Genomic DNA, 23,659 nt, shown 5'->3' on the forward strand with positions numbered 1-23,659 from the left:
GCGCGTCGCCGACCCTCAGGGAGGTATCTCCATGGCCGCCACGTCGACCCGCCGTCGCCGCCGATCCGAACGGGCCGATCCGCTGGTGGGGGAGTCGGTGCTCCCCGAGCTGCGGGCGATGTGGTGGGAGACGGGAATGCGGGCGCGGACGCAGGCCGGCCTGTTCGCCGTCTTCGCCGGGCTGCCGAGGCTGGTCCGGGCGGCCCTGCGGATCAGTTGGCAGGCCGACCGGTTGCGGACCTCGGTGGTGGCGGTGGCGACGGTCGGCGCCGGGGTGATGTCGGCGTTCGGGCTGCTGGCGACGCAGCGGGTGCTGGTCGAGTTGTTCGCCGGCGGACCGACCGGAGAGAAGGTGGTGGCCGCGCTGCCGGCGCTCGCGGTCCTGGCCGCCGCCACCGGGGTGCGCTCCGGCATGGCGATCGCCACCGGGTACGCGCTGAACGGGCTGACGCCCCGGGTGAGCCGGGAGGTCGAGCGAGGGCTGTTCGAGGTGACCACCGCGGTCCGGTTGGAGGCCTTCGACGCGGACGCGTTCGCCGACGACATGGAGCGCGCCTCCCGGGGCACCGAGTCGGCGGTCAGCCTGGTGCCCGCCTCGATGAACCTGCTCGCCGGGCTGGTGGGGGTGGTCGCGGTGGCGGTCGCCGTCGTGGTGATCCATCCGCTGTTGCTGCCGGCGCTGCTGGTCGCGACCGTGCCGAACGCGTGGGCGTCGCTGCGGGCGGGACACCTGCGCTACCAGACCTACATCGCCGGCTCGGTCCGGCGGCGCCGGATGTGGCTGCTGCACCGGCTGATGGCGGAACGGGCCTCGGCGCCGGAGCTGCGCTCGTACGGGCTGCGCCGGTTCCTGCTCGACCAGTACGACCGGGTGATGAGGGTGGAGACCGACATCGAGCTGGCCCTGGCTCGCCGGGTCACCACGACCATCACGGTGGGGTCGATGATCGGGGGAGTCGCCACCGCCGTGGTCTATGTGCTGCTCGGGCTGCTGCTCATCGACGGACAGATCCCGCTCGCGGCGGCGGCGACCTGCGTGATCGCGGTGCAGGCGGCGCAGCGCTCGCTCTCCGTGGTGACCTTCCAGATGGACCGCGTCTACACCGAGGGCCAGCACTTCCGCGACTACACCGGCTTCATGGCCCGGGCCGCCGCCTACCTGCCGGAGCGGGTGACGGCGGAGTCACCCGACCGGCTGCGGGTACTGGCCGTGGACGGGGTCAGTCTGCGTTACCCGGACCGCGACAGCGCCGCGGTCGACGGGGTGACGTTGACCGTCGAGGCGGGGCAGACGGTGGCCTTCGTCGGGGAGAACGGCTCGGGCAAGAGCAGCCTCGCCGCGATGATCGCCGGTCTGCGTACGCCCAGCGACGGAGTGATCCGCTGGAACGGGCGGCCGCTGCCCGAGTGGGACCGCGACGGGCTGCGTGACCGCATCGCCGTGGTCACCCAGGAGTACCACAAGTGGCCGTTCACCGCCGCCACGAACATCGCCATCGGCGACATCGACGCCGAGGCCCGGCAGGACCGGATCGAGGCCGCCGCCGCCCGTGCCGTCGCCGACGAGATGATCCGCGAGCTGCCCCACGGGTACGAGACGCTGCTCGATCGCACCTTCGCCAAGGGTCAGGATCTCTCCGGCGGGCAGTGGCAGCGGATCACCGCCGCCCGGGGGTTCCTCCGCGACGCGGAACTGCTGGTGATGGACGAGCCCTCCTCCGCCCTCGACCCGCGCGCGGAGGACGCACTCTTCCAGGCCATCCGCGACCGGCGGGGCCGGGCCACCACCATCCTCATCACGCACCGGCTGGCCAATGTCCGGCACGCCGACCGGATCTTCGTCCTGCACCACGGTCGCCTGGTCGAGGAGGGCACCCACGACGAACTCGTGGCCGCGGGTGGCCGCTACGCCGAGCTGTTCTCCCTCCAGGCCGCCGGGTACGCGGACACCGACCGGATCCCCGGCCCTCGCCAACACGGAGAGTGAAAGCGCTCGCCGGCGGATCGGGCGCTCGCATCTGCGGGTTGAATCCGGCTCACGCCATCGAAGATAAGAGGAGTTCCACCGTCTATCGGCCGTAGTCGCCGCCGTCTAACATGGCCACCGTGGCACTGTTCCGGATGGGCGAGGCGGCCGAGTTGCTCGGTGTCAGTGTGGACACGATGCGGCGCTGGGTGGATGCCGGCCGGCTCACCGCGGGCCGGGACGAGCAGGGCCACCGCGTCGTCGACGGGGTCGATCTCGCCGCGTTCGTCCGGGCGCAGGCCGACGACCCGGACGGCCGCGCCGAGGAGTCCTCGGCACGTAACCGGCTGCGCGGCATCGTCACCGCCGTGGTCAAGGACGCGGTGATGGCCCAGGTGGACATCCAGGCCGGCCCGTTCCGGTTGGTGTCGTTGATGAGCCGGGAGGCGGTGGACCACCTCGGCCTGGAGGTCGGATCGGTGGCGGTCGCGGTGATCAAGTCGACCACCGTCGTGGTGGAGAAGTCGGCCGTGCCGGCCGGGAGCAGAGGGAGAGCCAACTCGTGAGAGCAGCACGCTTCCGTACGATCCTGGCCGCGTTCACCGCACTGGCGGTGCTGGGCCTGGCGGGGTGCGGCGATGATCCCGCCGACCCACCGGCCGGCGGCGACGCGATCAGCGGCGAGCTGACGGTGTTCGCCGCCGCGTCACTGACCGAGTCGTTCACCCGGATCGGCCAGGACTTCGAGGCGGCCCACCAGGGGGTGCAGGTGACCTTCAGCTTCGCCGGCAGCTCCGCCCTCGCCACTCAGATCAACGAGGGTGCGCCCGCCGACGTCTTCGCCTCCGCCGCGCCGGCCAACATGAAGACGGTCACGGACGCCGGCAACGGCGACGGCGAACCGGTCACCTTCGTCCGCAACCAGCTCGTCATCGCCGTACCCAAGGGGAACCCGGACGGGGTGACCGGCCTGAGCGATCTCACCAAGCCCGACGCGAAGGTCGCGCTCTGCGCCGAGCAGGTGCCGTGCGGCGCGGCGGCGCGCACGGCCCTGGACGCCGCCGGCGTGGCCCTCACCCCGGTCACCCTGGAACAGGACGTCAAGCGGGCGCTGGCCAAGGTCCGGCTGGGCGAGGTCGACGCGGCGCTGGTCTACCGCACCGACGCGCGGGCCGCCTCGGACGAGGTCGACGGCATCGAGTTCCCCGAGTCCGCCGAGGCGATCAACGACTATCCGATCATCGTGTTGAAGGATGCGGCCAACAAGCCGGCAGCCCGGGCCTTCGTCGAGTACGTCCGCTCCGACACCGGGCGCGGCGTGCTCACCGAGGCCGGCTTCCAGGCGCCCTGAGATCGCCGCGTCGCTCGCGGGCACCCGGCGCACCGGCCGGGTACCGGTCGCGCTGCTGCTGCCCGCCGCACTGGGCCTGGCCTTCCTCGTGCTGCCGCTGGTCGGGCTGCTCGTCCGGGCGCCGTGGAGCACGCTCGCCCAGCGGCTCACCGAGCCGGGCGTGCTCACCGCGCTGCGGCTGTCGGTGCAGTCCGCCACCCTCGCCACCCTGCTCTGCCTCGTCCTCGGCACCCCGCTGGCGTGGCTGCTCGCCCGCGTCGAGTTCCCGGGCCGCCGGGTGGTCCGCGCCCTGGTCACCGTCCCGCTGGTGCTGCCTCCCGTGGTCGGTGGCGTCGCCCTGCTGCTGGTCTTCGGCCGGCGCGGCCTGCTCGGTTCCTGGCTCGACTCGACCTTTGGCATCACCCTGCCGTTCACCACCACCGGCGTCGTCCTCGCCGAGGCGTTCGTCGCCATGCCGTTCCTGATCATCGCCGTGGAGGGGGCGCTGCGTGCCGCCGACACCCGCTACGAGGAGGCCGCCGCCACCCTCGGCGCCGGCCGGTGGACCACCTTCACCCACGTCACGCTGCCGCTCGTCGCGCCCGGTATCGCCGCCGGGGCGGTGCTCTGCTGGGCCCGGGCCCTCGGCGAGTTCGGCGCCACCATCACGTTCGCCGGCAACTATCCCGGCCGTACCCAGACCATGCCGCTGGCCGTCTATCTTGCCCTGGAGACCGACCTGGAGGCCGCGATCGTGCTCAGCCTCATCCTGCTCACCGTCTCCGTGGTGATCCTCGCCAGCCTCCGCGACCGCTGGCTCAGCACGCCATGACCGACCGGCAGACCGAACGGGACGCCGCGCCGAGCCGCGCTGTGCCCCTGCTCGACGCCCATCTCGTCGTCGATCGCGGTACCTTCCGGCTCGACCTGCCGCTGACCATCGATCCGGGTGAGGTCGTCGCGCTCCTCGGGCCCAACGGCGCCGGCAAGACCACCGCCCTGCGTACGCTCGCCGGTCTGCTCCCGCTCGCGGCCGGGCACCTCACCCTGGCCGGCCGCGATCTCGACCACCCCGGCCGCCGGATGTGGACGCCGCCCGAGCGGCGCCCGATCGGCGTGGTCTTCCAGGACTACCTGCTCTTCCCGCACCTCAGTGCGGCGGACAACATCGCGTTCGGGCCGCGCCGGCGCGGGTTGAACCGGCAGCAGGCCCGGCGGCGGGCCGCCGACTGGCTGGCTCGGATGGGGATGGCCGAGCAGGCCCGCCGCAAGCCCCGGCAGCTCTCCGGCGGCCAGGCCCAGCGCGTCGCGCTCGCCCGCGCCCTGGCCATCGAGCCGGTGCTGCTGCTGCTCGACGAGCCGCTGGCCGCGCTCGACGCCGGCACCCGGCTCGACACCCGGGCCCAGTTGCAACGGCACCTCGCCGCGCACGCCGGCGCCACGCTGCTGGTCACCCACGACCCCCTCGACGCCCTCGTCCTCGCCGACCGGCTGGTCATCATCGAGCATGGCCGCGTGGTCCAGGAGGGCAGCGCCGCCACCGTGACCGCGCAGCCGCGCACCGACTACGTGGCCCGGCTGGTCGGGCTCAACCTCTACCGGGGACACGCCACCGGGCACCGCGTCCGGCTCGCCGACGGCTTCCGGTTGACCACCGGAGACCCGCACGACGGCGACGTCTTCGTCGCCTTCCCGCCGTCGGCCGTGGCCCTGCATCCCCGGCAACCCGACGGCAGCCCCCGCAACACCTGGCCGGCCACCATCGCCGGCATCCAGCGGCACGGCGACAACCTGCGGATCCAGCTCACCGGCCCGATCGAGGTGGCCGCCGACGTGACACCGGCGGCCGCCGCCCAGCTGGAGCTGACCCCCGGGCAGCCGGTCTGGGCGGCGGTGAAGGCCACCGAGACCCGCGCCTATCCCGCCGCACCGGCACCCTGACCCGGGCGGCTCAGTCCTGCGGGCGTAGCCGGACCCGGCGCAGCAACTGGGCGTTGAGCGCGACCACGATCGTGGAGGCCGACATCAGCACCGCGGCGACCGCCGGGCTCAGCACCACCCCGGCCCAGGCCAGCACACCGGCGGCGAGCGGCAGGGCGACCACGTTGTAACCGGCGGCCCAGGCCAGGTTCTGGATCATTTTCCGGTACGCGGCCCGGGACAGCCGGATCACTCCGGTCACGCCGCGCGGGTCGGACGAGGCGAGCACCACCCCGGCGGACTCGATGGCCACGTCGGTGCCGGCGCCGATCGCGATGCCCACATTCGCGCGGGCCAACGCGGGAGCGTCGTTGACCCCGTCGCCGACCATGGCCACCCGCAGTCCCCGCCGTTGCAGGTCGGTCACCGCGTCGTCCTTGTCGGCCGGCAGCACCTCGGCGAAGACCTCGTCCTCACCGGAGCGGAACCCCAGGTCGGCGGCGACCGCCTCGGCGACCGGACGTGCGTCCCCGGTGATCATCACGATCTTCCGGATGCCCTGCCCGCGCAGGTCGGCGATGGCCTGCCGGGCCTCCGGCCGCACCTCGTCCTCAAGGGCGAGGGCGCCGAGCACGGTGGCGTGCCGATCGCCGCTGTCCCGGCCCGGGTCTTCGTCCAGTCGCAGCAGGTACAGCACCGCGGCACCCCGGCCCGACCAGTCCCGCTGGTGTCGGGCGAGGTCGTCGGGGACCGGGACGTCGAACTCCCGCAGCAGCGCCGGACCGCCGACGGCCCAGGTCACCGCGTCCACCTCGGCGCGTACCCCGCGGCCGGTCAGCGACTGGAATCCCGTCGCCGCCCGCCGGTCACCCTGCTGTGCGGCGGCGGCCACGATCGCCCGGGCAAGCGGGTGCTCGCTGTCGGCCTCCACCGCCGCCGCGATGGCGAGCACGTCCCGTTCGGTCATGCCGGCCTGGTCCGGTCCGGTGGCCTGGTCCGGTTCGGTGGTTTGGTCCGGTCCGGCGGCCTGGTCCTGCCCGGTGGTGCGGGTGGCGGCGACGCCGGTGACGACGTGCGCGCCCCGGGTCAGCGTGCCGGTCTTGTCGAACAGGACCGTGTCGACGGTGCGCATCCGCTCCAACGCCAACCGGTCCTTGACCAGGATGCCGCCCTTCGCGGCGACCGCGGTGGACAGCGCGATCACCAGCGGGATGGCCAGGCCGAGCGCGTGCGGGCAGGCGATCACCAGCACCGTCACCGTGCGCACGACCGCCTCGTCCGGGCTGCCCAGCGCGGACCAGACCAGGAGCGTGACCACGGCGGTCGCGGTGGCGATGTAGAACAGCCAGGCGGCGAACCGGTCGGCCAGCACCTGCGCCCGACCGCTGGACTGCTGCGCCTGCGCCACCAGCCGCTGGATGCCGGCGAGCGCGGTGTCGTCGCCGACCGCCGCTATCCGGATCCGCAGTGCCGCGTCGGTGGCCACCGTGCCGGCCACCACCCGGTCACCGGTCGACCGGGACACCGGCCGCGATTCACCCGTGATCATCGACTCGTCCAGCTCGGCCCGGCCCTCGACGATCTGCCCGTCCGCCGGGACGCGCGCACCCGGGCGGACCAGCACCAGATCGTCGACGCGCAGCTCGGTCACCGGCACCCGGTGCGGCTGCCCGTCCGGGCCGAGCCGTTCCGCGTCGTCGGGCAGCAACGCGGCCAGCGCCGACAGGGCGCCCCGGGCCTGCCCGATCGCCTTCATCTCCTGCCAGTGCCCGAGCAGCATGATGGTGACCAGCGCGGCCAGCTCCCACCAGAAATCCAGGTCGAACGCGCCGAACGCGGTGGCCAGCGACGCCACGTAGGCCACCGTGATCGCCATGGCGATCAGCAGCATCATCCCGGGCGCGCGGTCGCGGATCTCGCGTACCGCGCCCTGGAGGAACGGCCAGCCGCCGTAACCGAAGACCACCGTGCCGAGCACCGGCCCCACCAGGTCGATCCCGGGGAAGTCCAGCTGGTAGCCGAACCAGTCCATCACCATGGGGCTGGTGACCACGATCGGCACGGTCAGCGCCAGGGTCAGCCAGAACTTGCGCCGGAACGCCTCCGGATCGTGCCCGGCGTGCTTGTCGTGCCCACCGTGCTGATCGTGCCCACCGTGCTTGTCGTGCCCGGCGTGCTGGTCGGGCTGCTCCTCGGGGGGACGGGCGTGGTCGCCGTGGGACATCTCATCGCCTCCTCACCGCCACCATATACCCGGTGGGGGTATATGGTGGCGGTGGTGCTCCCACCTCGACGAGATCCCCGGCGGCGGCGTCAGGCGGTGGCGTAGAACTGACCGGGGTCACCGGCCAGGGACGCCTTGACCTGCGCCGACCACTCGTCGGCGACGACCTCCAGGAGGCCGGACTCGACCCCGTCGAGGGCCGCCCGGACGACGTCCGCCGGATCGGTCTTGGGGCCGTCGTAGTCGCGGCTCATGTCGGTGTCGGCGGCGCCCAGGTGCAGGCCGGTGACGAGCGTGCCCTGGGCGGCGAGTTCGATCCGTACGCCGTTGGTCAGGCTCCACGCGGCGGCCTTAGCCGCGCCGTACGCGTTGGCCCCGTCATAGGAGAACCAGGACAGCGCCGACAGCACGTTGAGGATCGCCCCACCGCCGTTGCGACCGAGCGCCGGGGCGAAGGCCCGCACCACGCCGAGCGTGCCGTAGTAGTGCGTCTCCATCTCCTGCCGGATCAGCTCCAGGTCGCCGGTGACCAGGTTGGAACCGGTGGAGATGCCGGCGTTGTTGACCAGCAGGGTGACGTCACCGGCCGCTTCCGCCGCAGCGGCGACCTGGTGCGGATCGGTGATGTCGAGCCGCAGCCGATGCACCCCGGGCACGTCGATGCGCTGCGGGTCGCGGGCCGTCGCGTACACCTTGGCCGCGCCGCGGGCGAGGAGCTGCTCGGCGAAGTGCCGGCCGAGGCCACGGTTGGCGCCGGTGACCAGCGCTACCGAACCCGAGATCTTCATTGTTGCCTCCCGTTGCGTCAGGTATGCGGGCTACGCTAGAACCTGACGTAGACGTGAGGTGCAAGTGGCGTGACCCAGGTCATGACCAGGGTGGGGGCGTTGTGCGGATCGGCGAGTTGGCGGAGCGGACGGGCGTGTCGGTGCGCGCGCTGCGGTACTACGAGGAGCAGCAACTGCTGGTTCCGGCCCGTACCGGCGGTGGGCAGCGCGACTACTCGGACGACGCGGTCGACCGGGTGCAACTGCTCCAGACGCTCTACGCGGCCGGCCTGTCCAGCCGGACCGTCCTCGACCTGCTGCCGTGCGTCGACGCCAAGGTGAACACGCCTCAGTCCCGCGCCCTGCTCCGCGCCGAACGCGATCGCATCGACGCGCAGATCTCCCGACTGGCCGAGGCCCGCGACCGGCTCGACGCGGTGATCGCCTACAGCGAGAGCCCGGCCAGCGGCTGCGCGCACGTGATGGACGACGGACCGTCATCCGTTCACTCCGGGCCGTACGCCAAGTGGGGCCGGAGCCAGCGGTCGACCTCGCCGCGGTCGACGACACGGCGCACGGCGTAGTCCTCGACCTGATCGCGGCCGATGCGGCGCACGTGAAGCCCCGCAAGGCAAGGAGATCGCGCTCCTTGCCACTCTCAACGTATAGCGGGCCGGGGGGCTTGCCGCAAGACCCGGGTCGCGCTGCAGAATCGTCGCCCGAACCAGGAACGGACGAAGACGCGGGGCACGACGCGCCGGAGGTATCGGATGAGCGAGCGGTACGTGGTGGGTCTTCACGAGGTTGACGAGACGCAGGTCGCGGTCGTTGGCGGCAAGGGCGCACACCTGGGGGCGCTGTCTCGGATCGACGGCATCCGCGTGCCGGCTGGCTTCTGCATCACGACGGACGCCTTCCGGCGGATCATGGCGGAAGCAGCCCCGATCGGCGACCGGCTCGATCAGCTGGTACGCCTGAACCCGGACGACCGGGAGGCGATCCGCACGCTCAGCGCCGAGATCCGCCGGACCATCGAAGGCGTCGCCATCCCGGACGATCTCGCGGTGGCGATCACCCGCGCTCTCGCCCAGTTCGGCGAGCACGCCGCCTACGCCGTCCGGTCCAGCGCCACGGCAGAGGACCTGCCGACGGCCTCCTTCGCCGGGCAGCAGGACACGTACCTCAACGTCGTGGGGCCGGCCGCGATCCTCCACCACGTCAGCCGGTGCTGGGCCTCGCTCTTCACCGAGCGGGCCGTGACCTACCGCCAGCGCAACGGCATCGACCACCGTACGGTCCACCTGGCCGTGGTCGTGCAGCGGATGGTCTTCCCGCAGGCGGCCGGCGTCCTGTTCACGGCCGACCCCGTCACGGGCCACCGGAAGGTCGTCTCCGTGGAGGCCAGCCTCGGCCTCGGCGAGGCCCTGGTCTCCGGCCTGGTGAATCCGGACATCTTCACGGTGCGCGACGGCGCGGTCGTCGCCAGGGCGATCGCCACCAAGCGGCGCGCCGTGCATGCCCTGCCAGCGGGCGGTACGCAGGACCAGGCGATCGAGCCGGAGCTGCAGAAGCGGCCTGCGCTGACGGATGCGCAGGTCGTGCGGCTCGCGCAGCTCGGCCGGCGGATCGAGGCGCACTTCGGCCGCCCCCAGGACATCGAATGGTGCCTGGTCGACGACGGCTTCCAGATCGTCCAGAGCCGGCCCATCACCACGCTGTTTCCCATCCCCGAGTCCGACGACCGGGAGAACCACGTCTATGTCTCCGTCGGCCACCAGCAGATGATGACCGACCCCATGAAGCCCCTCGGGCTCTCCTTCTGGCAGATGACGACCCCCGCGCCCATGGCCGAGGCCGGCGGCCGCCTGTTCGTCGACGTCACCCGAAACCTGGCCTCGCCGGCGAGCCGTGCCGGCTTCCTGGCGCTCGTGGGGAGATCCGATCCGTTGATCGGGGATGCGCTGCAGACCATCATCGAGCGGGACGACTTCATCCGGCCGCAGCCCGACGAGGGTCTCCCCGGATCATTGTCCGGCGGCATGCCAGCCCCGATCGAGACGGATCCGGCCATCGTCACCGAGCTGATCGCGCGCAGCGAGGCATCCATCGCCGCCGCGGAAAGCGGCATCCGGACCAAGTCCGGCGAGGCGCTGCTCGACTTCATCCAGGCAGACATCCAGGAGCTGCGACGGATCCTGTTCGATCCGCAGAGCCACCAGGTCTTCATGTCGGCGATGGAGGCCACGTGGTGGCTCAACGAGCGGCTGAAGGCGTGGCTGGGCGAGAAGAACGCGGCGGACACCCTCACGCAGTCCGTACCCCACAACGTCACGTCGGAGATGGGGCTGGCGCTGCTCGACGTCGCCGACGTGATCCGCCCGCATCCGGCCGTCGTGGCGTTCCTGCAGCACGTCGAGGACGAGGATTTCCTGGCCGAGCTGCCCAAGCTCGCGGGCGGGCGGGAGGCGCGGGACGCCATCGAGGCCTGGCTCGACACGTACGGCATGCGCTGCGTCGGCGAGATCGACATCACCCGGCCGCGTTGGCGCGAACGCCCCACCACGCTCGTGCCCCTGATCCTCGGCAACATCAAGAACGTCGAGCCGGGCGCCGGCGCGCGACGCTTCGAGCAGGGCCGGCAGGAGGCCTGGAGGAAGGAGCAGGAGCTGCTGGAGCGCCTGCGGGCCCTGCCGGACGGGCAGCGCAGGGCCGACGAGACGAAGCAGATGATCGACCGGGTCCGCACCTTCATCGGGTACCGGGAGTATCCGAAGTACGCCATGGTCAGCCGCTACTTCGTGTACAAGCGGGCCCTGCTGGAAGAGGCCGAGCGCCTCGTGCGGGCCCGCGTACTCCGCGAGCGGGAGGACATCTTCTACCTCACGTTCCCCGAACTCCACGACGTCGTACGCACGAAACGCGTGGATGACCGGCTCATCGGCCAGCGTAGGGACGCGTTCAGGTCGTATCACGCACTCACGCCGCCCCGGGTGCTCACCTCGGACGGCGAGGCCGTCGCCGGGGCGTACCGACGCGACGACGTGCCGACCGGTGCGTTGGTCGGCCTACCGGTCTCCGCCGGGACCGTCGAAGGCCGGGCCCGGGTCATCCTGGACCTGGCACGGGCCGATCTCGAACCGGGCGACATCCTCGTCACGGCCCACACAGACCCCAGCTGGACGCCCCTCTTCGTCGCCGTCGCCGGCCTGGTGACGGAGGTCGGAGGACTGATGACGCACGGCGCAGTGATCGCGCGGGAGTACGGATTGCCGGCCGTCGTCGGTGTGGTGGACGCCACTCGGCTGATCCCCGATGGACAGCGGATCCGCTTACACGGCACCGACGGATACGTCGAGATCCTGCCCTGAACACGACCTTGACATGGTGGCGGGATGGTCCGGGAGACCCCCAGCTATGCGTGGGGTGCGGTGGCCGTGTTGGTGGGGAGCGTCTGGTCGAACGTGTCGCGGTTGCCGACGATGTCGGCCTGGTGATCACGGACCCACTGCACGAGTCCGTTCGCGGCCTCGTGCAGTGAGCGGCCGAGCGGCGTCAGCGCATATTCGACCCTCGGGGGCACTTGCGGGTACGCGGTCCTGGTCACCAACCCGTCGCGGGTGAGGGCGCGCAGTGTCTGGCTGAGCATCCGCTGGGAGATGCCGGTGACCCGCTCGTGTAGCGCGGTGAAGCGCAGTGGGCGGGGCGCCAGGACGGTAATTGTCCACAGTGTCCACCTGTCGCCCACCCGTGCCAGCACGTCGCGAGCGAGTTCGATCGTCTGGATGCAGTCCGGTGCGACCCCGCGCTCTGCGAGTTCGGTACCAAGGAGGGGTGTCATGCTCGTTAGTTCCTCGTGCGTCAGTAGCTGACTTCACAGTGCGTGTGGGAGCGCCGGATTAAATTCGGTGGACGCGTGCTTCTTACTGATCGTAACTGGCATGCGGTCACCCGTTCGTGGCCACGACAGTGGGAGGACGACATGGTCCTGCACGACACCTTCACGATCGCGCGGCACCTCGACGTACCGTCGAACGAGGTCTTCGCCGCGTTCGCCGACGCCGCGATCAGGCAGAGATGGTTCCGGCTTCCGGGCAGTGAAGCCGGCTACGAGCACGACTTCCGGGTGGGCGGTGGCGAGGTCGCGCGTAGCATCTTCACCGGGCTGGACACGGCGCCCGAGCGACTGGAGTACCGGTCGCGGTACATCGACATCGCGGACGGCCACCGGATCGTCTACAGCTACGAGGCCGTCGTCGACGGCGAACTGCGATGGACCTCGCTGGTCACCGTCCTACTCGACGCCGAGACGGACGGAACCCGCCTGACACGGACCGAACAGGTGACCTTCCTCAGATACACCGGGGACGGCAGTGCGGACCTGGCTCACCTGCGCGGCGGAAGTGTGCTGCAGCTGAACGGCCTCGACGCGGCTCTGCGAGGTACGACGACGATGTGAGGCAGCTCGTCTCCGGCAAGCTGATCACCGAGATCTGCTTCATCTACGAGCGCACCGGCCCGTACCGACCCTGGCACAGATAAGACCAGATCAGCCTCTGGGCGGTGGTGGACACTCGTGGGGCCCCTCCATGACGTCGAGCGGTGTCCCGGTCCGGCTCATCGCCGAGGACCGTCAGACTGGCGGCAGCCCTCTTGGGCTGGTATCCGCAGCTCAATGGAAACTAGGTTGATCTTCGAGGTGCCCCCGGCAGGATTCGAACCTGCGCCCCCGCCTCCGGAGGGCGGTGCTCTATCCCCTGAGCTACGGGGGCTCAGCGACTGGAGAAGACTAGCAAACCCCGTACACGATCGCCGAATCGGTATCGGGCGGGTCGGCTCCGGTCGCCGGCGGTCCAGGCGGCGGGCCCGGGCGGCGGTCAGGCTGCCTGGGCGCGTCCGCAGCTGGGTAGCGGGTGCGGCACGATGCGCCGGGGGAGCCGGCGCGGCCACTCGTTGCGGGCCCAGGAGCCGTCCACGATCAGGTGTACCGTGCGCTGCTCGGCGCCGCTGAGCCGGAGCACGAAGTCCCGGGACAGCGGTGGGTCGACCGACGGGGTGGTGACCATGAACCGGACGCGGCCCCGCGAGGAGACCGCCGAGATCACGTCGGCGGCCGGCATGGTGCCGCGCAGCCGAACCTGGCCGATCCAGTAGACCTCGGCCAGGTGCTCCTGGGCGGCCCGGGTGATGGCCGGGTACTCGCTGCGTACCCAGCGCTCGACCGCGCCGACGCAGAGCCCGCAGGCCCGTTCCCGGGGCTCGCGCGGGCCCAACCCCCAGGCCCGCAGGTACGCCCCGACCACTCCCGCGTCCAGTGTCAGCCCGAAGTGCTGCTCGATGAGGGCGTGCAGGCTCTGGCGGGTCCACAGCTCCTCGTCCAGGCCGAACGCGTCGGGATAAACGCCCCGGAGGGTGTCGATGAGTTCCAGCTCCTGTTCGCGGCTGAGCGTTCCCGGCTCGCCCTGCCGCTGTCCGCGACGGACGGCTGCCACCGCCCCGTCACCGCCGATGGTGTGGCGCCGGCACCAGCTGGTGACCGAACGCCGCGCGTCTCTGAGTGCAACCCCCACGTCCGGGACAACGAGTGCAGTTCGCTCCAAGTAACCCCTAGAGGGAAAATCGGTCGTATAGCCCCAAGGTATGACGGAGTCTATGATCCCGGTCGCGGTGCTTCGGTTCCGGACAAACGACAGCGCCGCCCCGCTCGTGGTGAGCGGGGCGGCGCCAAGGTCTGCCGCGGGACGCGGCCTCAACCAGCCTGCTGTAGCTTCCGCAGCTCGTTGATCTCCTTCTGTTGCGCTTGCTTCATCGCCTGGGCGAGCCGGACCACCTCGGCGCGGTCGGAGACCTTGAGCAGCCCGTCGACCATGTGGACGCCGCCGATGTGATGCTTGATCATCAGCTCGATGAAGAGCGGGTCGACCTCGGCACCCTGCGCCTCGTGCAGGCGGCCGATCTCGTCGCGGGTGGCCATGCCGGGCATCAGACCGTTCTCGTCCACGGTCACCCCGTCGGGCATCCACTCCATCGCCGGCCGGGAGCCGGTGGGCAGTAGCTCCCACTCCTGCAACCAGCGCTGCATGTGACCGATCTGGGCCTGCTGGGTCAGGGCCATGTCGTAACCGAGCTGCCGGATCGCCGGATCCTGCCCCTTGGCGTACGCGAGCATGGCCATCTCCACCGCCTGGGCGTGATGGCGGGACATGTCTCGGGCGAAGCCCGCCTCGGCCGACTCGTCACCCGGCGTCCGCCCGATGGCGAGCGTCGCGGCCGTCCAGCCGACGCCGAGCAGCAGCAGCGCGGCCACGGCCAGGGTCAGGTAGCGCAGCGTCCGGGGCGACCGGCGGGGTTCCGTCGGGCCGGGCCGCTCCGCCACCGGCGACTCCTGCACCGCGCTGGGCACGTCAGCCACCCTGCGGCGGCGCGAGTTCGCGTGGCTCGGTGCCGGTGCCGGTGGTGTAGTTCCCGGCGGAGCAGGGCACGCCCGGCTCCATCGAGGCGTTCTGCGCCAGGACGGTGGCGAACTCCTTGATGCGCGGGTCGTCGGCGCTGTCGACCTTGAGCTGGTAGCCCCAGGCCTGGATGGAGACGGGCCGGTCGAGGCCCTCGTACGGGCTCATGAACATGAAGTCGTTGCCGCGGATCACGCTGGCCAGCTTCGCCACGTCGGCCTCGGGCAGGTCGGGGCGGTAGGTGAGCCAGACCGCGCCGTGCTCCAGGCTGTGCAGCGCGTGCTCGCTGGCGATCGGCGCGTCGTAGATGTCGCCGAGGCAGCGCTGCCAGGTGTTGTTGTGCGGGCCGCCGACCGGCGGGCTGTGCGGGTATTCCTGCTTGCCGGAGCGGTGCTCCTGGTTGGAGATGCTCTCCGGGTCCGTCTCGCGGTAGTTGACGATGCCCTCGATGCTCGCCGCCTTGTCCTCCCACGACTGGCTGCCCTTGAAGGTCGCCCAGGCGCCGAAGCCGATGATCGAGGTGGCCAGCACGCCCACGGCGACGAAGAGCGCGATCGGCCCCCACGAGCGGCCCTGGCTGACCTTGACCGGGGTGATCGGCTTGCGCGGCCCCTTGCCTCCGCCGGCGCGCTGGGGTGTCGCCGGCTTGCCGGACCCGGCCTTGGTGCCGGTCGGCTTGGCGCCGGCGGCCGGCCGACCCGCCGCCGGCTTCTTGCCGGTGCTGACCACGGTCGGGCGGCGCTGCGGGCCGCCCGGGGTACTGATGCTCATCGTGCCTCGTCAGGTCGGTCGGTCAGGGGTTGTGGCGGCCCGGCCCCCGATGCCGGGTCGCCGCCGCGAGGACCGAGTCTACCCCCGATAACATGGATCGGTGACTCCCGCAGAACTAGCCGAAGCCGTCCTCGCCGCCGCTCACGCCGTCTTCGCCGCACGAGGACTGGACCGTTCCGCGCTGCCGGAGCACACGACGGTCGAGCGACCCCGCAACCCCGAGCACGGCGACTACGCCGCCACGCTGGCGTTGCAGCTGAGCAAGAAGGTGGGTCTGCCGCCGCGGGAGCTGGCCGGCGCACTGGCCGCCCAGCTGGCCAGCGCCCCGGGGATCAAGTCGGTCGAGATCGCCGGGCCGGGCTTCCTCAACATCCGGCTCGACGCCGCCGCCGCCGGCCAGCTCGCCCGGGCGATCGTCGAGGCGGGCGAGGAGTACGGCCGCGGCGACCGGCTCGCCGGGCTGAAGATCAATCTGGAGTTCGTCTCGGCCAACCCGACGGGTCCGGTGCACATCGGCGGGGTCCGGTGGGCGGCGGTCGGCGACGCGTTGAGCCGGTTGCTGCGTGCCACCGGCGCCGACGTCGGCACCGAGTACTACTTCAACGACGCCGGTTCCCAGATCGACCGCTTCGCCCGTTCGCTGCTCGCCGCCGCCAGGGGCGAGCCGGCGCCGGAGGACGGCTACGGCGGGGCGTACATCGCCGAGATCGCCGAGCAGGTCCGGGCCCGGCGGCCGGACGTGCTGGCCCTGGACGACGCCGCCGCCCAGGAGGCCTTCCGGGTAGAGGGCGTCGCGCTGATGTTCGAGGAGATCAAGTCCTCGCTGCGGGACTTCGGCGTGGAGTTCGACACCTACTTCAACGAGAAGGACCTGCACGACCGGGGCGAGCTGGCGCACGCCCTGCACCGGCTGCGCGAGCAGGGCCACGTCTTCGACTCCGACGGCGCCACCTGGCTGCGGACCACCGACTTCGGTGATGACAAGGACCGCGTGCTGCGCAAGTCCAACGGTGAGTGGACGTACTTCGCCGCGGACTGCGCCTACTACCTGGACAAGCGCGAGCGCGGCTTCGACCGGGTGGTGATCATGCTCGGGGCGGACCACCACGGCTACGTCGGCCGGATGAAGGCGATGGCGGCCTGCTTCGGCGACGATCCCGAGCGCACGCTGGAGATCCTCATCGGCCAGCTGGTCAACCTGGTCCGCGACGGCGCGCCGGTGCGGATGAGCAAGCGGGCCGGCACCGTGGTCACCCTGGAGGACCTGGTCGACGCGATCGGGGTGGACGCCGCCCGGTACGCGTTGGCCCGCTACTCCAGCGACTCGCCGATCGACATCGACATCGAGCTGTGGACGCGGGCGACCCGGGATAATCCGGTCTACTACGTGCAGTACGTGGCGGCCCGCACGGCCAGCGTCGGTCGTAACGCCGCCGAGGTCGGGCTGACCCGGGGCGACGCCGGGTCGTTCCGGCCGGATCTGCTCGACCACGACAAGGAGAACGAGCTGCTCAAGGCGCTCGCCGAGTTCCCCGCTGTGGTGGGCGCCGCCGCCGAACTACGCGAACCGCACCGGGTGGCCCGCTTCCTGGAGGATCTGGCCGGGGCGTACCACCGGTTCTACGACAACTGCCGGATCCTGCCCCGGGGTGACGAGGAGGTCACCGACCTGCACCGGGCCCGGCTCTGGCTCAACGACGCCACCCGGGTGGTCATCGCCAACGGCCTGCGCCTGCTCGGCGTCTCGGCCCCGGAAAGGATGTAGCGGCACATGCGGGCTCACGAGGCGGGTGCGTTGCACGGCGACATCGGCAACCGGGGGCCGGCCTGGCTGCGTACCCCGGCGGACGTCAACGCCCTGGTGCCGCAGCTGTGGCCGCGCCACGCGGCGCGCGGCGCCGACGGTGCCCTGGCCGTCGCGGGCCTGGGCGTACGCGACATCACCGCCGAGTTCGGCACCCCGGTGTACGTGCTGGACGAGGACGACCTGCGCGCGCGCTGCCGGGACTTCCGGGCGGCCTTCCCGACCGAGGACGTCTACTACGCGGGTAAGGCGTTCATCTGCCGCGCCGTGGTCCGGATGATCGCCGAGGAGGGCATGTTCCTCGACGTGTGCAGCGGCGGCGAGCTGGCCGTGGCGCTGTCCGGCGGGATGCCACCGGAGCGGATCGGCTTCCACGGCAACAACAAGTCGGTGGCCGAGCTGAGCCGGGCGCTGGAGGTCGGGGTCGGGCGGATCATCGTCGACTCGTTCGCCGAGATCGACCGGCTCACCGCGCTGGCCCGCGAGCGCGGCGTCCGGCCCCGGGTGCTGATCCGGGTCACCGTCGGCGTGGAGGCGCACACCCACGAGTTCATCGCCACCGCCCACGAGGACCAGAAGTTCGGTTTCTCGCTGGCCGGCGGGGCGGCCATCGCCGCCGCGCTGCGCATCCTCGACGAGGACGTGCTGGAGCTGCGCGGCCTGCACTCGCACATCGGCTCGCAGATCTTCGACACCAGCGGGTTCGAGGTCTCCGCCCGCCGCGTGCTCGCCCTGCAGGCGCAGATCCGCGACGCGCGCGGGGTCGAGCTGCCCGAGCTGGACCTCGGCGGCGGTTTCGGCATCGCGTACACCTCGCAGGACGACCCCGCCGCGCCGCAGGAGCTGGCCAAGCGGCTGCGCAAGATCGTGGATTCGGAGTGCGCGGCGGAGCGGCTCGCCACGCCTCGGCTGTCGATCGAGCCGGGCCGGGCGATTGTCGGCCCGGCCGTGTTCACCCTCTACGAGGTGGGCACGGTCAAGGACGTGGACGGCATCCGCACGTACGTCAGCGTGGACGGCGGGATGAGCGACAACATCCGTACCGCCCTCTACGACGCCTCGTACTCGGCCACCCTGGCCTCGCGGGCGAGCGCCGCCGAGCCGATGCTCGCCCGCGTGGTGGGAAAGCACTGTGAGTCCGGGGACATCGTGGTGAAGGATGAATTCCTGCCCGCCGACGTGCAGCCCGGAGATCTTGTCGCGGTGCCCGGCACGGGTGCCTACTGCCGCAGCATGGCCAGCAACTACAACCACGTTCCCCGCCCCCCGGTGGTCGCGGTTCGTGACGGCCGGGCCCGGCTGATCGTTCGACGGGAGACCGAAGAGGACCTGCTCGCTTTGGATGTGGGATGACGTCACCTGTACGCCTCGCCCTGCTCGGCTGCGGCACCGTCGGTGCCGAGGTGGTCCGGCTGCTGCACGAGCAGTCGGCGGACCTCGCCGCGCGGATCGGTGCCCCGCTGGAGATCGCCGGCATCGCCGTACGCCGGATCGGACGCGACCGCGGCGACCTGCCGGTCGATCCGGCCGTGTTCACCACCGACGCGCTCGGGCTGATCAAGCGTGACGACGTCGACGTGGTGGTCGAGGTGGTCGGCGGGATCGAGCCGGCGCGCGGCTGGCTGGTGGAGGCGTTGCGGGCCGGCAAGAGCGTGGTCACCGCCAACAAGGCGCTGCTCGCCGAGGACGGCGGCGCCCTGCACGACGCGGCGGTCGAGGGCGGCGGCGACCTCTACTACGAGGCGTCCGTGGCCGGCGCCATCCCGCTGCTGCGCCCGCTGCGCGAGTCGCTGCACGGCGACCGCATCACCCGGGTCACCGGCATCGTCAACGGCACCACCAACTTCATCCTCTCCGCCATGCACGCCACCGGGGCCGGCTTCGCCGAGGCCCTGGAGGAGGCGACCGAGCTGGGGTACGCCGAGGCCGATCCGACCGCCGACGTGGAGGGCTTCGACGCCGCCGCCAAGGCCGCCATCCTCGCCTCGCTGGCCTTCCACACCCGGGTCGGCGCGGCCGACGTGCACCGGGAGGGCATCACCGAGGTCACCGCCGCCGACGTGGCCAGTGCGAAGGCGATGGGCTGCACGATCAAACTGCTCTGCATCGCCGCCCGGGGCGCCGACGGGCAGGGCCGGGAGGCGGTCAGCGTCCGGGTGCACCCGGCGATGATCCCGCTGACCCACCCGCTGGCCAGCGTCGGCGACGCGTTCAACGCGGTCTTCGTCGAGGCGGAGGCGGCCGGGCAGTTGATGTTCTACGGGCGGGGCGCGGGCGGGGCGCCGACCGCCAGCGCGGTGCTCGGCGACGTGGTGGCGGTGGCCCGCAACCGGCTCGCCGGGGTACGCGCGGCCAGCGAGTCCGCCTACGCCGACCTGCCGGTACGCCCGATGGGGGAGGCGCTCACCCGCTACCACATCAGCCTGGACGTGGCCGATCGTCCCGGCGTGCTGGAGTCGGTGGCGGGGGTGTTCGCCCGGCACGAGGTTTCGATCGCCACCGTGCGTCAGGGGCCGGCCGGTGGGGCCGCCGGTGGGGCCGGCGACGCGGTGTTGGTGATCGTGACCCATGTCGCGCCGGACGCGGCGCTCGCGGCGACCGTGCGCGAGCTGCGCGGCCTGGACATCGTCCGGTCGGTGGCGAGCGTGCTGCGGGTCGAGGGTGGACTGTGAGCGGGCGGGGCGGGCGGAGCGTCCGCGGAGGCGAGGAGCGCGACATGTGGCGTGGCCTGATCGACGCCTACCGGGACCGGCTGCCGGTCACCGATGCCACGCCCGTGGTCACCCTGCACGAGGGGAACACGCCGCTGCTTCCCGCGCCGGTGCTCTCCGCCCGGCTCGGCTGCGAGGTGTACCTGAAGGTGGAGGGCGCGAACCCCACCGGCTCGTTCAAGGACCGGGGCATGACGATGGCCGTCTCCAAGGCGGTCGAGGCCGGCAACAAGGCCATTATCTGCGCCTCCACCGGCAACACCAGCGCCTCGGCCGCCGCGTACGCGGCCCGGGCCGGGGTGACCTGCGCGGTGCTGGTGCCGCAGGGCAAGATCGCGCTGGGCAAGCTGGCCCAGGCGCTCGTGCACGGTGCCAAGCTGCTCCAGGTCAACGGCAACTTCGACGACTGCCTGGCGCTGGCCGCCAAGCTCGCCCAGGACTATCCGGTGGCCCTGGTCAACTCCGTCAACATCCACCGGCTGCACGGTCAGAAGACGGCGGCGTTCGAGATCGTCGAGGCACTCGGCGACGCACCCGACATCCACTGCCTGCCGGTGGGTAACGCCGGCAACATCTCCGCGTACTGGATGGGCTACGCGGAGGATCTCGACGCGGGCAACGCCAGCCGGCGGCCGAAGATGTACGGCTTCCAGGCGGCCGGCGCGGCACCGATCGTGACCGGGCAGGTGGTGGCCGAGCCGTCCACCATCGCCACCGCCATCCGGATCGGCAACCCGGCGAGCTGGACGAAGGCCCTGGACGCGCGGGACGCCTCCGGCGGCCTGATCGAGGCGGTCTCCGACCGGGAGATCCTGGCGGCGTACCGGCTGCTCGCCCGGGAGGTCGGTGTCTTCGTGGAACTGGGCAGCGCGGCCAGTGTCGCCGGCCTGCTCCAGCAGGCCGCGGCCGGTCGGGTGCCGGCCGGTTCCACCGTGGTCTGCACGGTCACCGGGCACGGCCTGAAGGACCCGGAGTGGGCCATCTCCACCGCCCCCGCCCCGGTCACCATCGCCAACGACCCGCTTGCCGCCGCCCGGTCCCTCGACCTCGCCTGAGTTCCCGCCCGATTCCCGACCTCGCCTGAGCCCTTGAATGCCGGCGGCCTTGCAGGTCAGCGTGCATATGCCCTGTCGAGCTGAGCCGTCTGCGCTATCGCTGGCCCGACGGGGCGGCAGGGCCGGCCGGTCGGCGCGGTCGTGGGTCAGCGGCGCGGGGCGACCGCGCCGGCGATCGTGCGGGTGACCAGGCCGAGCACCTCGTGGCGGGACACGTCGTGCTCGGCCAGGTAGCTCCAGCCGGCGTACAACTGTGACCAGAGGACGGACTGCAACCAGGTCGCGGGCAGCGCCGGGTCGATGCTGCCGTCGGCGTGCCCCCGGGTCACCACGGTGTGGAAGTCGTCGTCGCAGACCTCCGTGGCCCACGCCGGGTCGTTGACCAGCTGCGGCTCGGCGAAGATCAGCGAGAGCAGGTCGCCGAGGTCGAAGTACTCGGCGCAGAGCCGGTGCAGGGCCTCCGCGCCGCTGCCCTCGTCGAGGCGGGCGCGGGCGGTCGCCCGGTTCAGCCGGGCGACGCCCTCGGCGACCACGCCGGCGAGCAGGTCCGACCGTTCGGCGAAGTAGCGGTGCAGGGTGGTCCGGCCGACGTGTGCGGCGGCGGCGATCTCGCTCAGGCTGGCGGCCGGGTTGCGGCTCAGCACCTCGATCGCCGCCTGCAGGATGGCCTGCCGGGTCCGTACCCGGCTGCCGCTCTCCTCGGTAGTCACCACGAGCAGAGGTTACCAATGTCCGGATTCGGAATATAGCTTGCCCGTAGTGGAACATTGATGTTCCATTGCGGGGTGACTGCGATCGTTGCTCCCGCCCCGACCGACCCTCCGCCGACCGCCCAACGGGCCCGCACCGGCCTGCTGCTGGCGTACCTGCGGCCGCACTGGCCGGCCATGCTGCTCGGGCTGCTGCTCGGGCTCGTGGCCAACGCCGCCGGGCTGGCCACCCCGCTGGTGACCAAGTGGGTGCTGGACACCCTCGGCGCCGGTGGCTCGTTGGGGCGCCCGGTCACCGTGCTGCTCGTCCTCGTCGTGGTCGGCGCCGCCATCTCGCTGTGGCAGTGGGTACTGATGGGGGGCGTCGCCGAGCGGGTGGTCCTCGACGCACGGTCCGGGGTGATCCGCCGCTACTTCGCGGCCCGGATCGAGCAGCTCACCCGCCGGCCCAGCGGTGAACTGGTCACCCGGGCCACCTCCGACCCGGGGCTGCTGCACGAGGCGTCCGGCAGCCTCGTCGGCCTGATCAACGGCGCGGTGGCGCTGGTCGGGACGCTCGTGCTGATGGGCACGCTGGACCTGGTGCTGCTGGGCACCACCCTGGTCGCGGTGGTCGCCGTCGCGGTGCTGATGGGGCTGCTGCTGCCGTCGATCGGGCGGGCCCAGGAGGCGGCGCAGGAATCGGTCGGGCGCCTCGGCGGGGCGCTGGAGGGCTCGCTGCGTGCCATCCGGACGGTCAAGGCCAGCCGCGCCGAGCAACGCCAGGCGGCCCTGATCACCACGCACGCCGAGGACTCGGCGCGGCACGGCATCCATGCCGCCCGGCGGGCCGCGGTGGTCTGGACCATCTCCTGGACCGGCATCCAGCTCGCGGTGATCGTCATCCTCGGCTTCGGCGCGGCGCGGGCCGGGCAGGGCCTGATCGAGGTCTCCACGCTGATCGCGTTCCTGCTCTACGCCTTCCAGTTGATGGGGCCGATCAGCGAGCTGACCCAGAACATGACCGCCATGCAGGCCGGCATCGCGGCGGCGGGCCGGCTGCGGGAGATCGAGGCCATCGCGGTCGAGCCCGGTGCGTCGACGGCCTCCGCACCGTCCGACCACGCGGCACCGGCCGGCGTTTCCGCCCCCGGCGGTGCCGTACTGGCCTTCCGGGGCGTCACCGCACGGTACGCACCGGGGGCGCCACCCGCCGTGCGGGACATCGACCTGGAGATCCCCCGCCTCGGCCACACCGCGATCGTCGGACCCTCCGGCGCGGGCAAGACCACCCTCTTCTCGCTGATGCTGCGCTTCCTCGAACCGGAGCAGGGTCGGCTGCTGCTCGACGGCCGCCCCTATCCGGACCACACGCCCGGGGAGATCCGTGGCCGGCTCGCCTACGTCGAGCAGGAGGCGCCGGTGGTGCCGGGCACCGTCGGCGACAACCTGCGCTTCACCCATCCGGACGCCACCGACGAGGAACTCTGGGCCGCGCTGCGCGCGGTCGACCTGCACGAGAAGGTGCGCTCGCTCGACCTCGGGCTGGACACGCCGCTGACCGCCACCAACGTCTCCGGCGGCGAGCGGCAGCGCATCGCGCTGGCCCGGGCCGTGCTGCGTACCCCGGACGTGCTGCTGCTCGACGAGGCCACCTCCCAGGTCGACGGGCTGACCGAGGCGGCGGTGGGGCGGTGCGTCCGGCAGCGGGCTGCGGCGGGTGCGGTGGTGACGATCGCCCACCGGCTCTCCACCGTGCTCGACGCCGACCAGATCGTCGTGATGGACCGCGGCCGGATCCGCGCCGTCGGCGACCATGCGGCCCTGCTGCGCACCGATGAGCTGTACCGCGACCTGGTGACATCGCTGCGTATCGGCACCACCGAGACCCCGCCCGCCCCGGAGGTCGGTGGGTCGACGGGGTCGGGCAGACTGCTCGTACCCCTCGACCGTCTCCCCCAGGAGTGAGCTAC

Annotated in this window: 19 protein-coding genes, 1 tRNA gene and 1 pseudogene; 13 read left to right on the plus strand and 8 right to left on the minus strand. The window is 72.0% G+C overall.

The window, feature by feature from the left end; all coding sequences use genetic code 11:
• Positions 1-31: 31 nt before the first annotated feature.
• From O7615_RS18435 to O7615_RS18455, 5 genes are all read left to right on the plus strand, one after another.
• On the plus strand, positions 32-1,987 hold the full coding sequence (locus tag O7615_RS18435) for an ABC transporter ATP-binding protein (protein ID WP_278178941.1): 1,956 nt from the start codon (positions 32-34) through the stop codon (positions 1,985-1,987).
• Between the two features lie 119 nt (positions 1,988-2,106).
• Positions 2,107-2,532 carry a TOBE domain-containing protein gene (locus O7615_RS18440; RefSeq protein WP_278178943.1) on the plus strand — a complete coding sequence of 142 codons (426 nt, stop codon included), beginning with the start codon at positions 2,107-2,109 and terminating at the stop codon, positions 2,530-2,532.
• Positions 2,533-2,588: 56 nt separating this feature from the next.
• Positions 2,589-3,317 carry a molybdate ABC transporter substrate-binding protein gene (gene modA / locus O7615_RS18445; protein ID WP_278182136.1) on the plus strand — a complete coding sequence of 243 codons (729 nt, stop codon included), beginning with the start codon at positions 2,589-2,591 and terminating at the stop codon, positions 3,315-3,317.
• Positions 3,220-4,128: an ABC transporter permease gene (locus O7615_RS18450; protein ID WP_278178944.1), complete on the plus strand. Its 909-nt coding sequence runs from the start codon at positions 3,220-3,222 to the stop codon at positions 4,126-4,128. The genes modA and O7615_RS18450 overlap by 98 nt, the downstream gene beginning before the upstream one ends.
• Positions 4,125-5,237 (plus strand): ABC transporter ATP-binding protein, encoded by a 1,113-nt coding sequence (locus O7615_RS18455; protein ID WP_278178945.1) that lies wholly within the window; start codon positions 4,125-4,127, stop codon positions 5,235-5,237. Before O7615_RS18450 ends, O7615_RS18455 begins: the two co-directional genes overlap by 4 nt.
• A gap of 10 nt (positions 5,238-5,247) precedes the next feature.
• On the opposite strand, the gene O7615_RS18460 is transcribed toward O7615_RS18455, so the two are convergent.
• Both O7615_RS18460 and O7615_RS18465 read right to left on the minus strand, forming a co-directional pair.
• Positions 5,248-7,440, minus strand: coding sequence for a heavy metal translocating P-type ATPase (locus tag O7615_RS18460; RefSeq protein ID WP_278178946.1), 2,193 nt, complete (start codon positions 7,438-7,440; stop codon positions 5,248-5,250).
• A gap of 89 nt (positions 7,441-7,529) precedes the next feature.
• A complete protein-coding gene (locus O7615_RS18465) occupies positions 7,530-8,228 on the minus strand; it encodes an SDR family oxidoreductase (RefSeq protein WP_278178947.1) in 699 nt (232 codons plus the stop codon).
• Between the two features lie 101 nt (positions 8,229-8,329).
• On the opposite strand from O7615_RS18465, the pseudogene O7615_RS18470 reads away from it, so the two are divergent.
• Positions 8,330-8,677: pseudogene (locus O7615_RS18470) on the plus strand (MerR family transcriptional regulator); the annotation flags it as partial.
• Between the two features lie 300 nt (positions 8,678-8,977).
• Complete coding sequence (gene rph / locus O7615_RS18475) at positions 8,978-11,575, plus strand: rifamycin-inactivating phosphotransferase (protein WP_278178948.1); 2,598 nt, start codon at positions 8,978-8,980, stop codon at positions 11,573-11,575.
• A gap of 44 nt (positions 11,576-11,619) precedes the next feature.
• On the opposite strand, the gene O7615_RS18480 is transcribed toward rph, so the two are convergent.
• On the minus strand, positions 11,620-12,045 hold the full coding sequence (locus O7615_RS18480) for a helix-turn-helix domain-containing protein (protein WP_278178949.1): 426 nt from the start codon (positions 12,043-12,045) through the stop codon (positions 11,620-11,622).
• Between the two features lie 141 nt (positions 12,046-12,186).
• On the opposite strand from O7615_RS18480, the gene O7615_RS18485 reads away from it, so the two are divergent.
• Positions 12,187-12,663 carry an SRPBCC domain-containing protein gene (locus tag O7615_RS18485; protein ID WP_278178950.1) on the plus strand — a complete coding sequence of 159 codons (477 nt, stop codon included), beginning with the start codon at positions 12,187-12,189 and terminating at the stop codon, positions 12,661-12,663.
• 241 nt (positions 12,664-12,904) lie between these two features.
• Here the strand turns inward: O7615_RS18485 and O7615_RS18490 are convergent.
• The 4 genes from O7615_RS18490 to O7615_RS18505 form a co-directional block, all read right to left on the minus strand.
• Positions 12,905-12,976 (minus strand) — tRNA-Arg (locus O7615_RS18490).
• A 105-nt stretch (positions 12,977-13,081) separates the two neighbouring features.
• On the minus strand, positions 13,082-13,774 hold the full coding sequence (locus O7615_RS18495; RefSeq protein WP_278178951.1) for a winged helix-turn-helix domain-containing protein: 693 nt from the start codon (positions 13,772-13,774) through the stop codon (positions 13,082-13,084).
• 179 nt (positions 13,775-13,953) lie between these two features.
• Positions 13,954-14,607, minus strand: coding sequence for a DUF305 domain-containing protein (locus tag O7615_RS18500; protein WP_278178952.1), 654 nt, complete (start codon positions 14,605-14,607; stop codon positions 13,954-13,956).
• 1 nt (position 14,608) lies between these two features.
• Positions 14,609-15,427 carry a DUF3105 domain-containing protein gene (locus O7615_RS18505; protein ID WP_278178953.1) on the minus strand — a complete coding sequence of 273 codons (819 nt, stop codon included), beginning with the start codon at positions 15,425-15,427 and terminating at the stop codon, positions 14,609-14,611.
• 100 nt (positions 15,428-15,527) lie between these two features.
• On the opposite strand from O7615_RS18505, the gene argS reads away from it, so the two are divergent.
• The 4 genes from argS to thrC are packed head-to-tail and all read left to right on the plus strand — an operon-like array spanning position 15,528 to position 20,997.
• Positions 15,528-17,192, plus strand: coding sequence for an arginine--tRNA ligase (argS, locus tag O7615_RS18510; RefSeq protein WP_278178954.1), 1,665 nt, complete (start codon positions 15,528-15,530; stop codon positions 17,190-17,192).
• Between the two features lie 6 nt (positions 17,193-17,198).
• Entirely contained in the window at positions 17,199-18,584 is a 1,386-nt protein-coding gene (gene lysA / locus O7615_RS18515; RefSeq protein WP_278178955.1) for a diaminopimelate decarboxylase, read from the plus strand.
• Positions 18,581-19,903, plus strand: coding sequence for a homoserine dehydrogenase (locus tag O7615_RS18520; RefSeq protein WP_278178956.1), 1,323 nt, complete (start codon positions 18,581-18,583; stop codon positions 19,901-19,903). The genes lysA and O7615_RS18520 overlap by 4 nt, the downstream gene beginning before the upstream one ends.
• 44 nt (positions 19,904-19,947) lie before the next feature.
• Positions 19,948-20,997, plus strand: a complete 1,050-nt coding sequence (gene thrC / locus O7615_RS18525) for a threonine synthase (RefSeq protein WP_278178957.1) — start codon at positions 19,948-19,950, stop codon at positions 20,995-20,997.
• A 146-nt stretch (positions 20,998-21,143) separates the two neighbouring features.
• On the opposite strand, the gene O7615_RS18530 is transcribed toward thrC, so the two are convergent.
• A complete protein-coding gene (locus tag O7615_RS18530) occupies positions 21,144-21,710 on the minus strand; it encodes a TetR/AcrR family transcriptional regulator (RefSeq protein WP_278178959.1) in 567 nt (188 codons plus the stop codon).
• A 72-nt stretch (positions 21,711-21,782) separates the two neighbouring features.
• Here O7615_RS18530 and O7615_RS18535 point away from each other — a divergent pair, with 72 nt between their 5' ends.
• Complete coding sequence (locus O7615_RS18535) at positions 21,783-23,654, plus strand: ABC transporter ATP-binding protein (RefSeq protein WP_278178960.1); 1,872 nt, start codon at positions 21,783-21,785, stop codon at positions 23,652-23,654.
• The last annotated feature ends 5 nt before the right edge of the window (positions 23,655-23,659 follow it).

The organism is Micromonospora sp. WMMD1082, assembly GCF_029626175.1.
GTDB lineage: Bacteria > Actinomycetota > Actinomycetes > Mycobacteriales > Micromonosporaceae > Micromonospora.

Excerpts from the sequence above, each read along its gene's own strand:
- O7615_RS18435 (WP_278178941.1), top strand. The coding sequence starts at position 32 with ATGGCCGCCACGTCGACCCGCCGTCGCCGCCGATCCGAACGGGCCGAT.
- O7615_RS18450 (WP_278178944.1), top strand. The coding sequence starts at position 3,220 with ATGCGGCCAACAAGCCGGCAGCCCGGGCCTTCGTCGAGTACGTCCGCT.
- O7615_RS18455 (WP_278178945.1), top strand. The coding sequence starts at position 4,125 with ATGACCGACCGGCAGACCGAACGGGACGCCGCGCCGAGCCGCGCTGTG.
- O7615_RS18460 (WP_278178946.1), bottom strand. The coding sequence starts at position 7,440 with ATGTCCCACGGCGACCACGCCCGTCCCCCCGAGGAGCAGCCCGACCAG.
- O7615_RS18465 (WP_278178947.1), bottom strand. The coding sequence starts at position 8,228 with ATGAAGATCTCGGGTTCGGTAGCGCTGGTCACCGGCGCCAACCGTGGC.
- rph (WP_278178948.1), top strand. The coding sequence starts at position 8,978 with ATGAGCGAGCGGTACGTGGTGGGTCTTCACGAGGTTGACGAGACGCAG.
- O7615_RS18480 (WP_278178949.1), bottom strand. The coding sequence starts at position 12,045 with ATGACACCCCTCCTTGGTACCGAACTCGCAGAGCGCGGGGTCGCACCG.
- O7615_RS18485 (WP_278178950.1), top strand. The coding sequence starts at position 12,187 with ATGGTCCTGCACGACACCTTCACGATCGCGCGGCACCTCGACGTACCG.
- O7615_RS18505 (WP_278178953.1), bottom strand. The coding sequence starts at position 15,427 with ATGAGCATCAGTACCCCGGGCGGCCCGCAGCGCCGCCCGACCGTGGTC.
- lysA (WP_278178955.1), top strand. The coding sequence starts at position 17,199 with ATGCGGGCTCACGAGGCGGGTGCGTTGCACGGCGACATCGGCAACCGG.
- O7615_RS18520 (WP_278178956.1), top strand. The coding sequence starts at position 18,581 with ATGACGTCACCTGTACGCCTCGCCCTGCTCGGCTGCGGCACCGTCGGT.
- thrC (WP_278178957.1), top strand. The coding sequence starts at position 19,948 with ATGTGGCGTGGCCTGATCGACGCCTACCGGGACCGGCTGCCGGTCACC.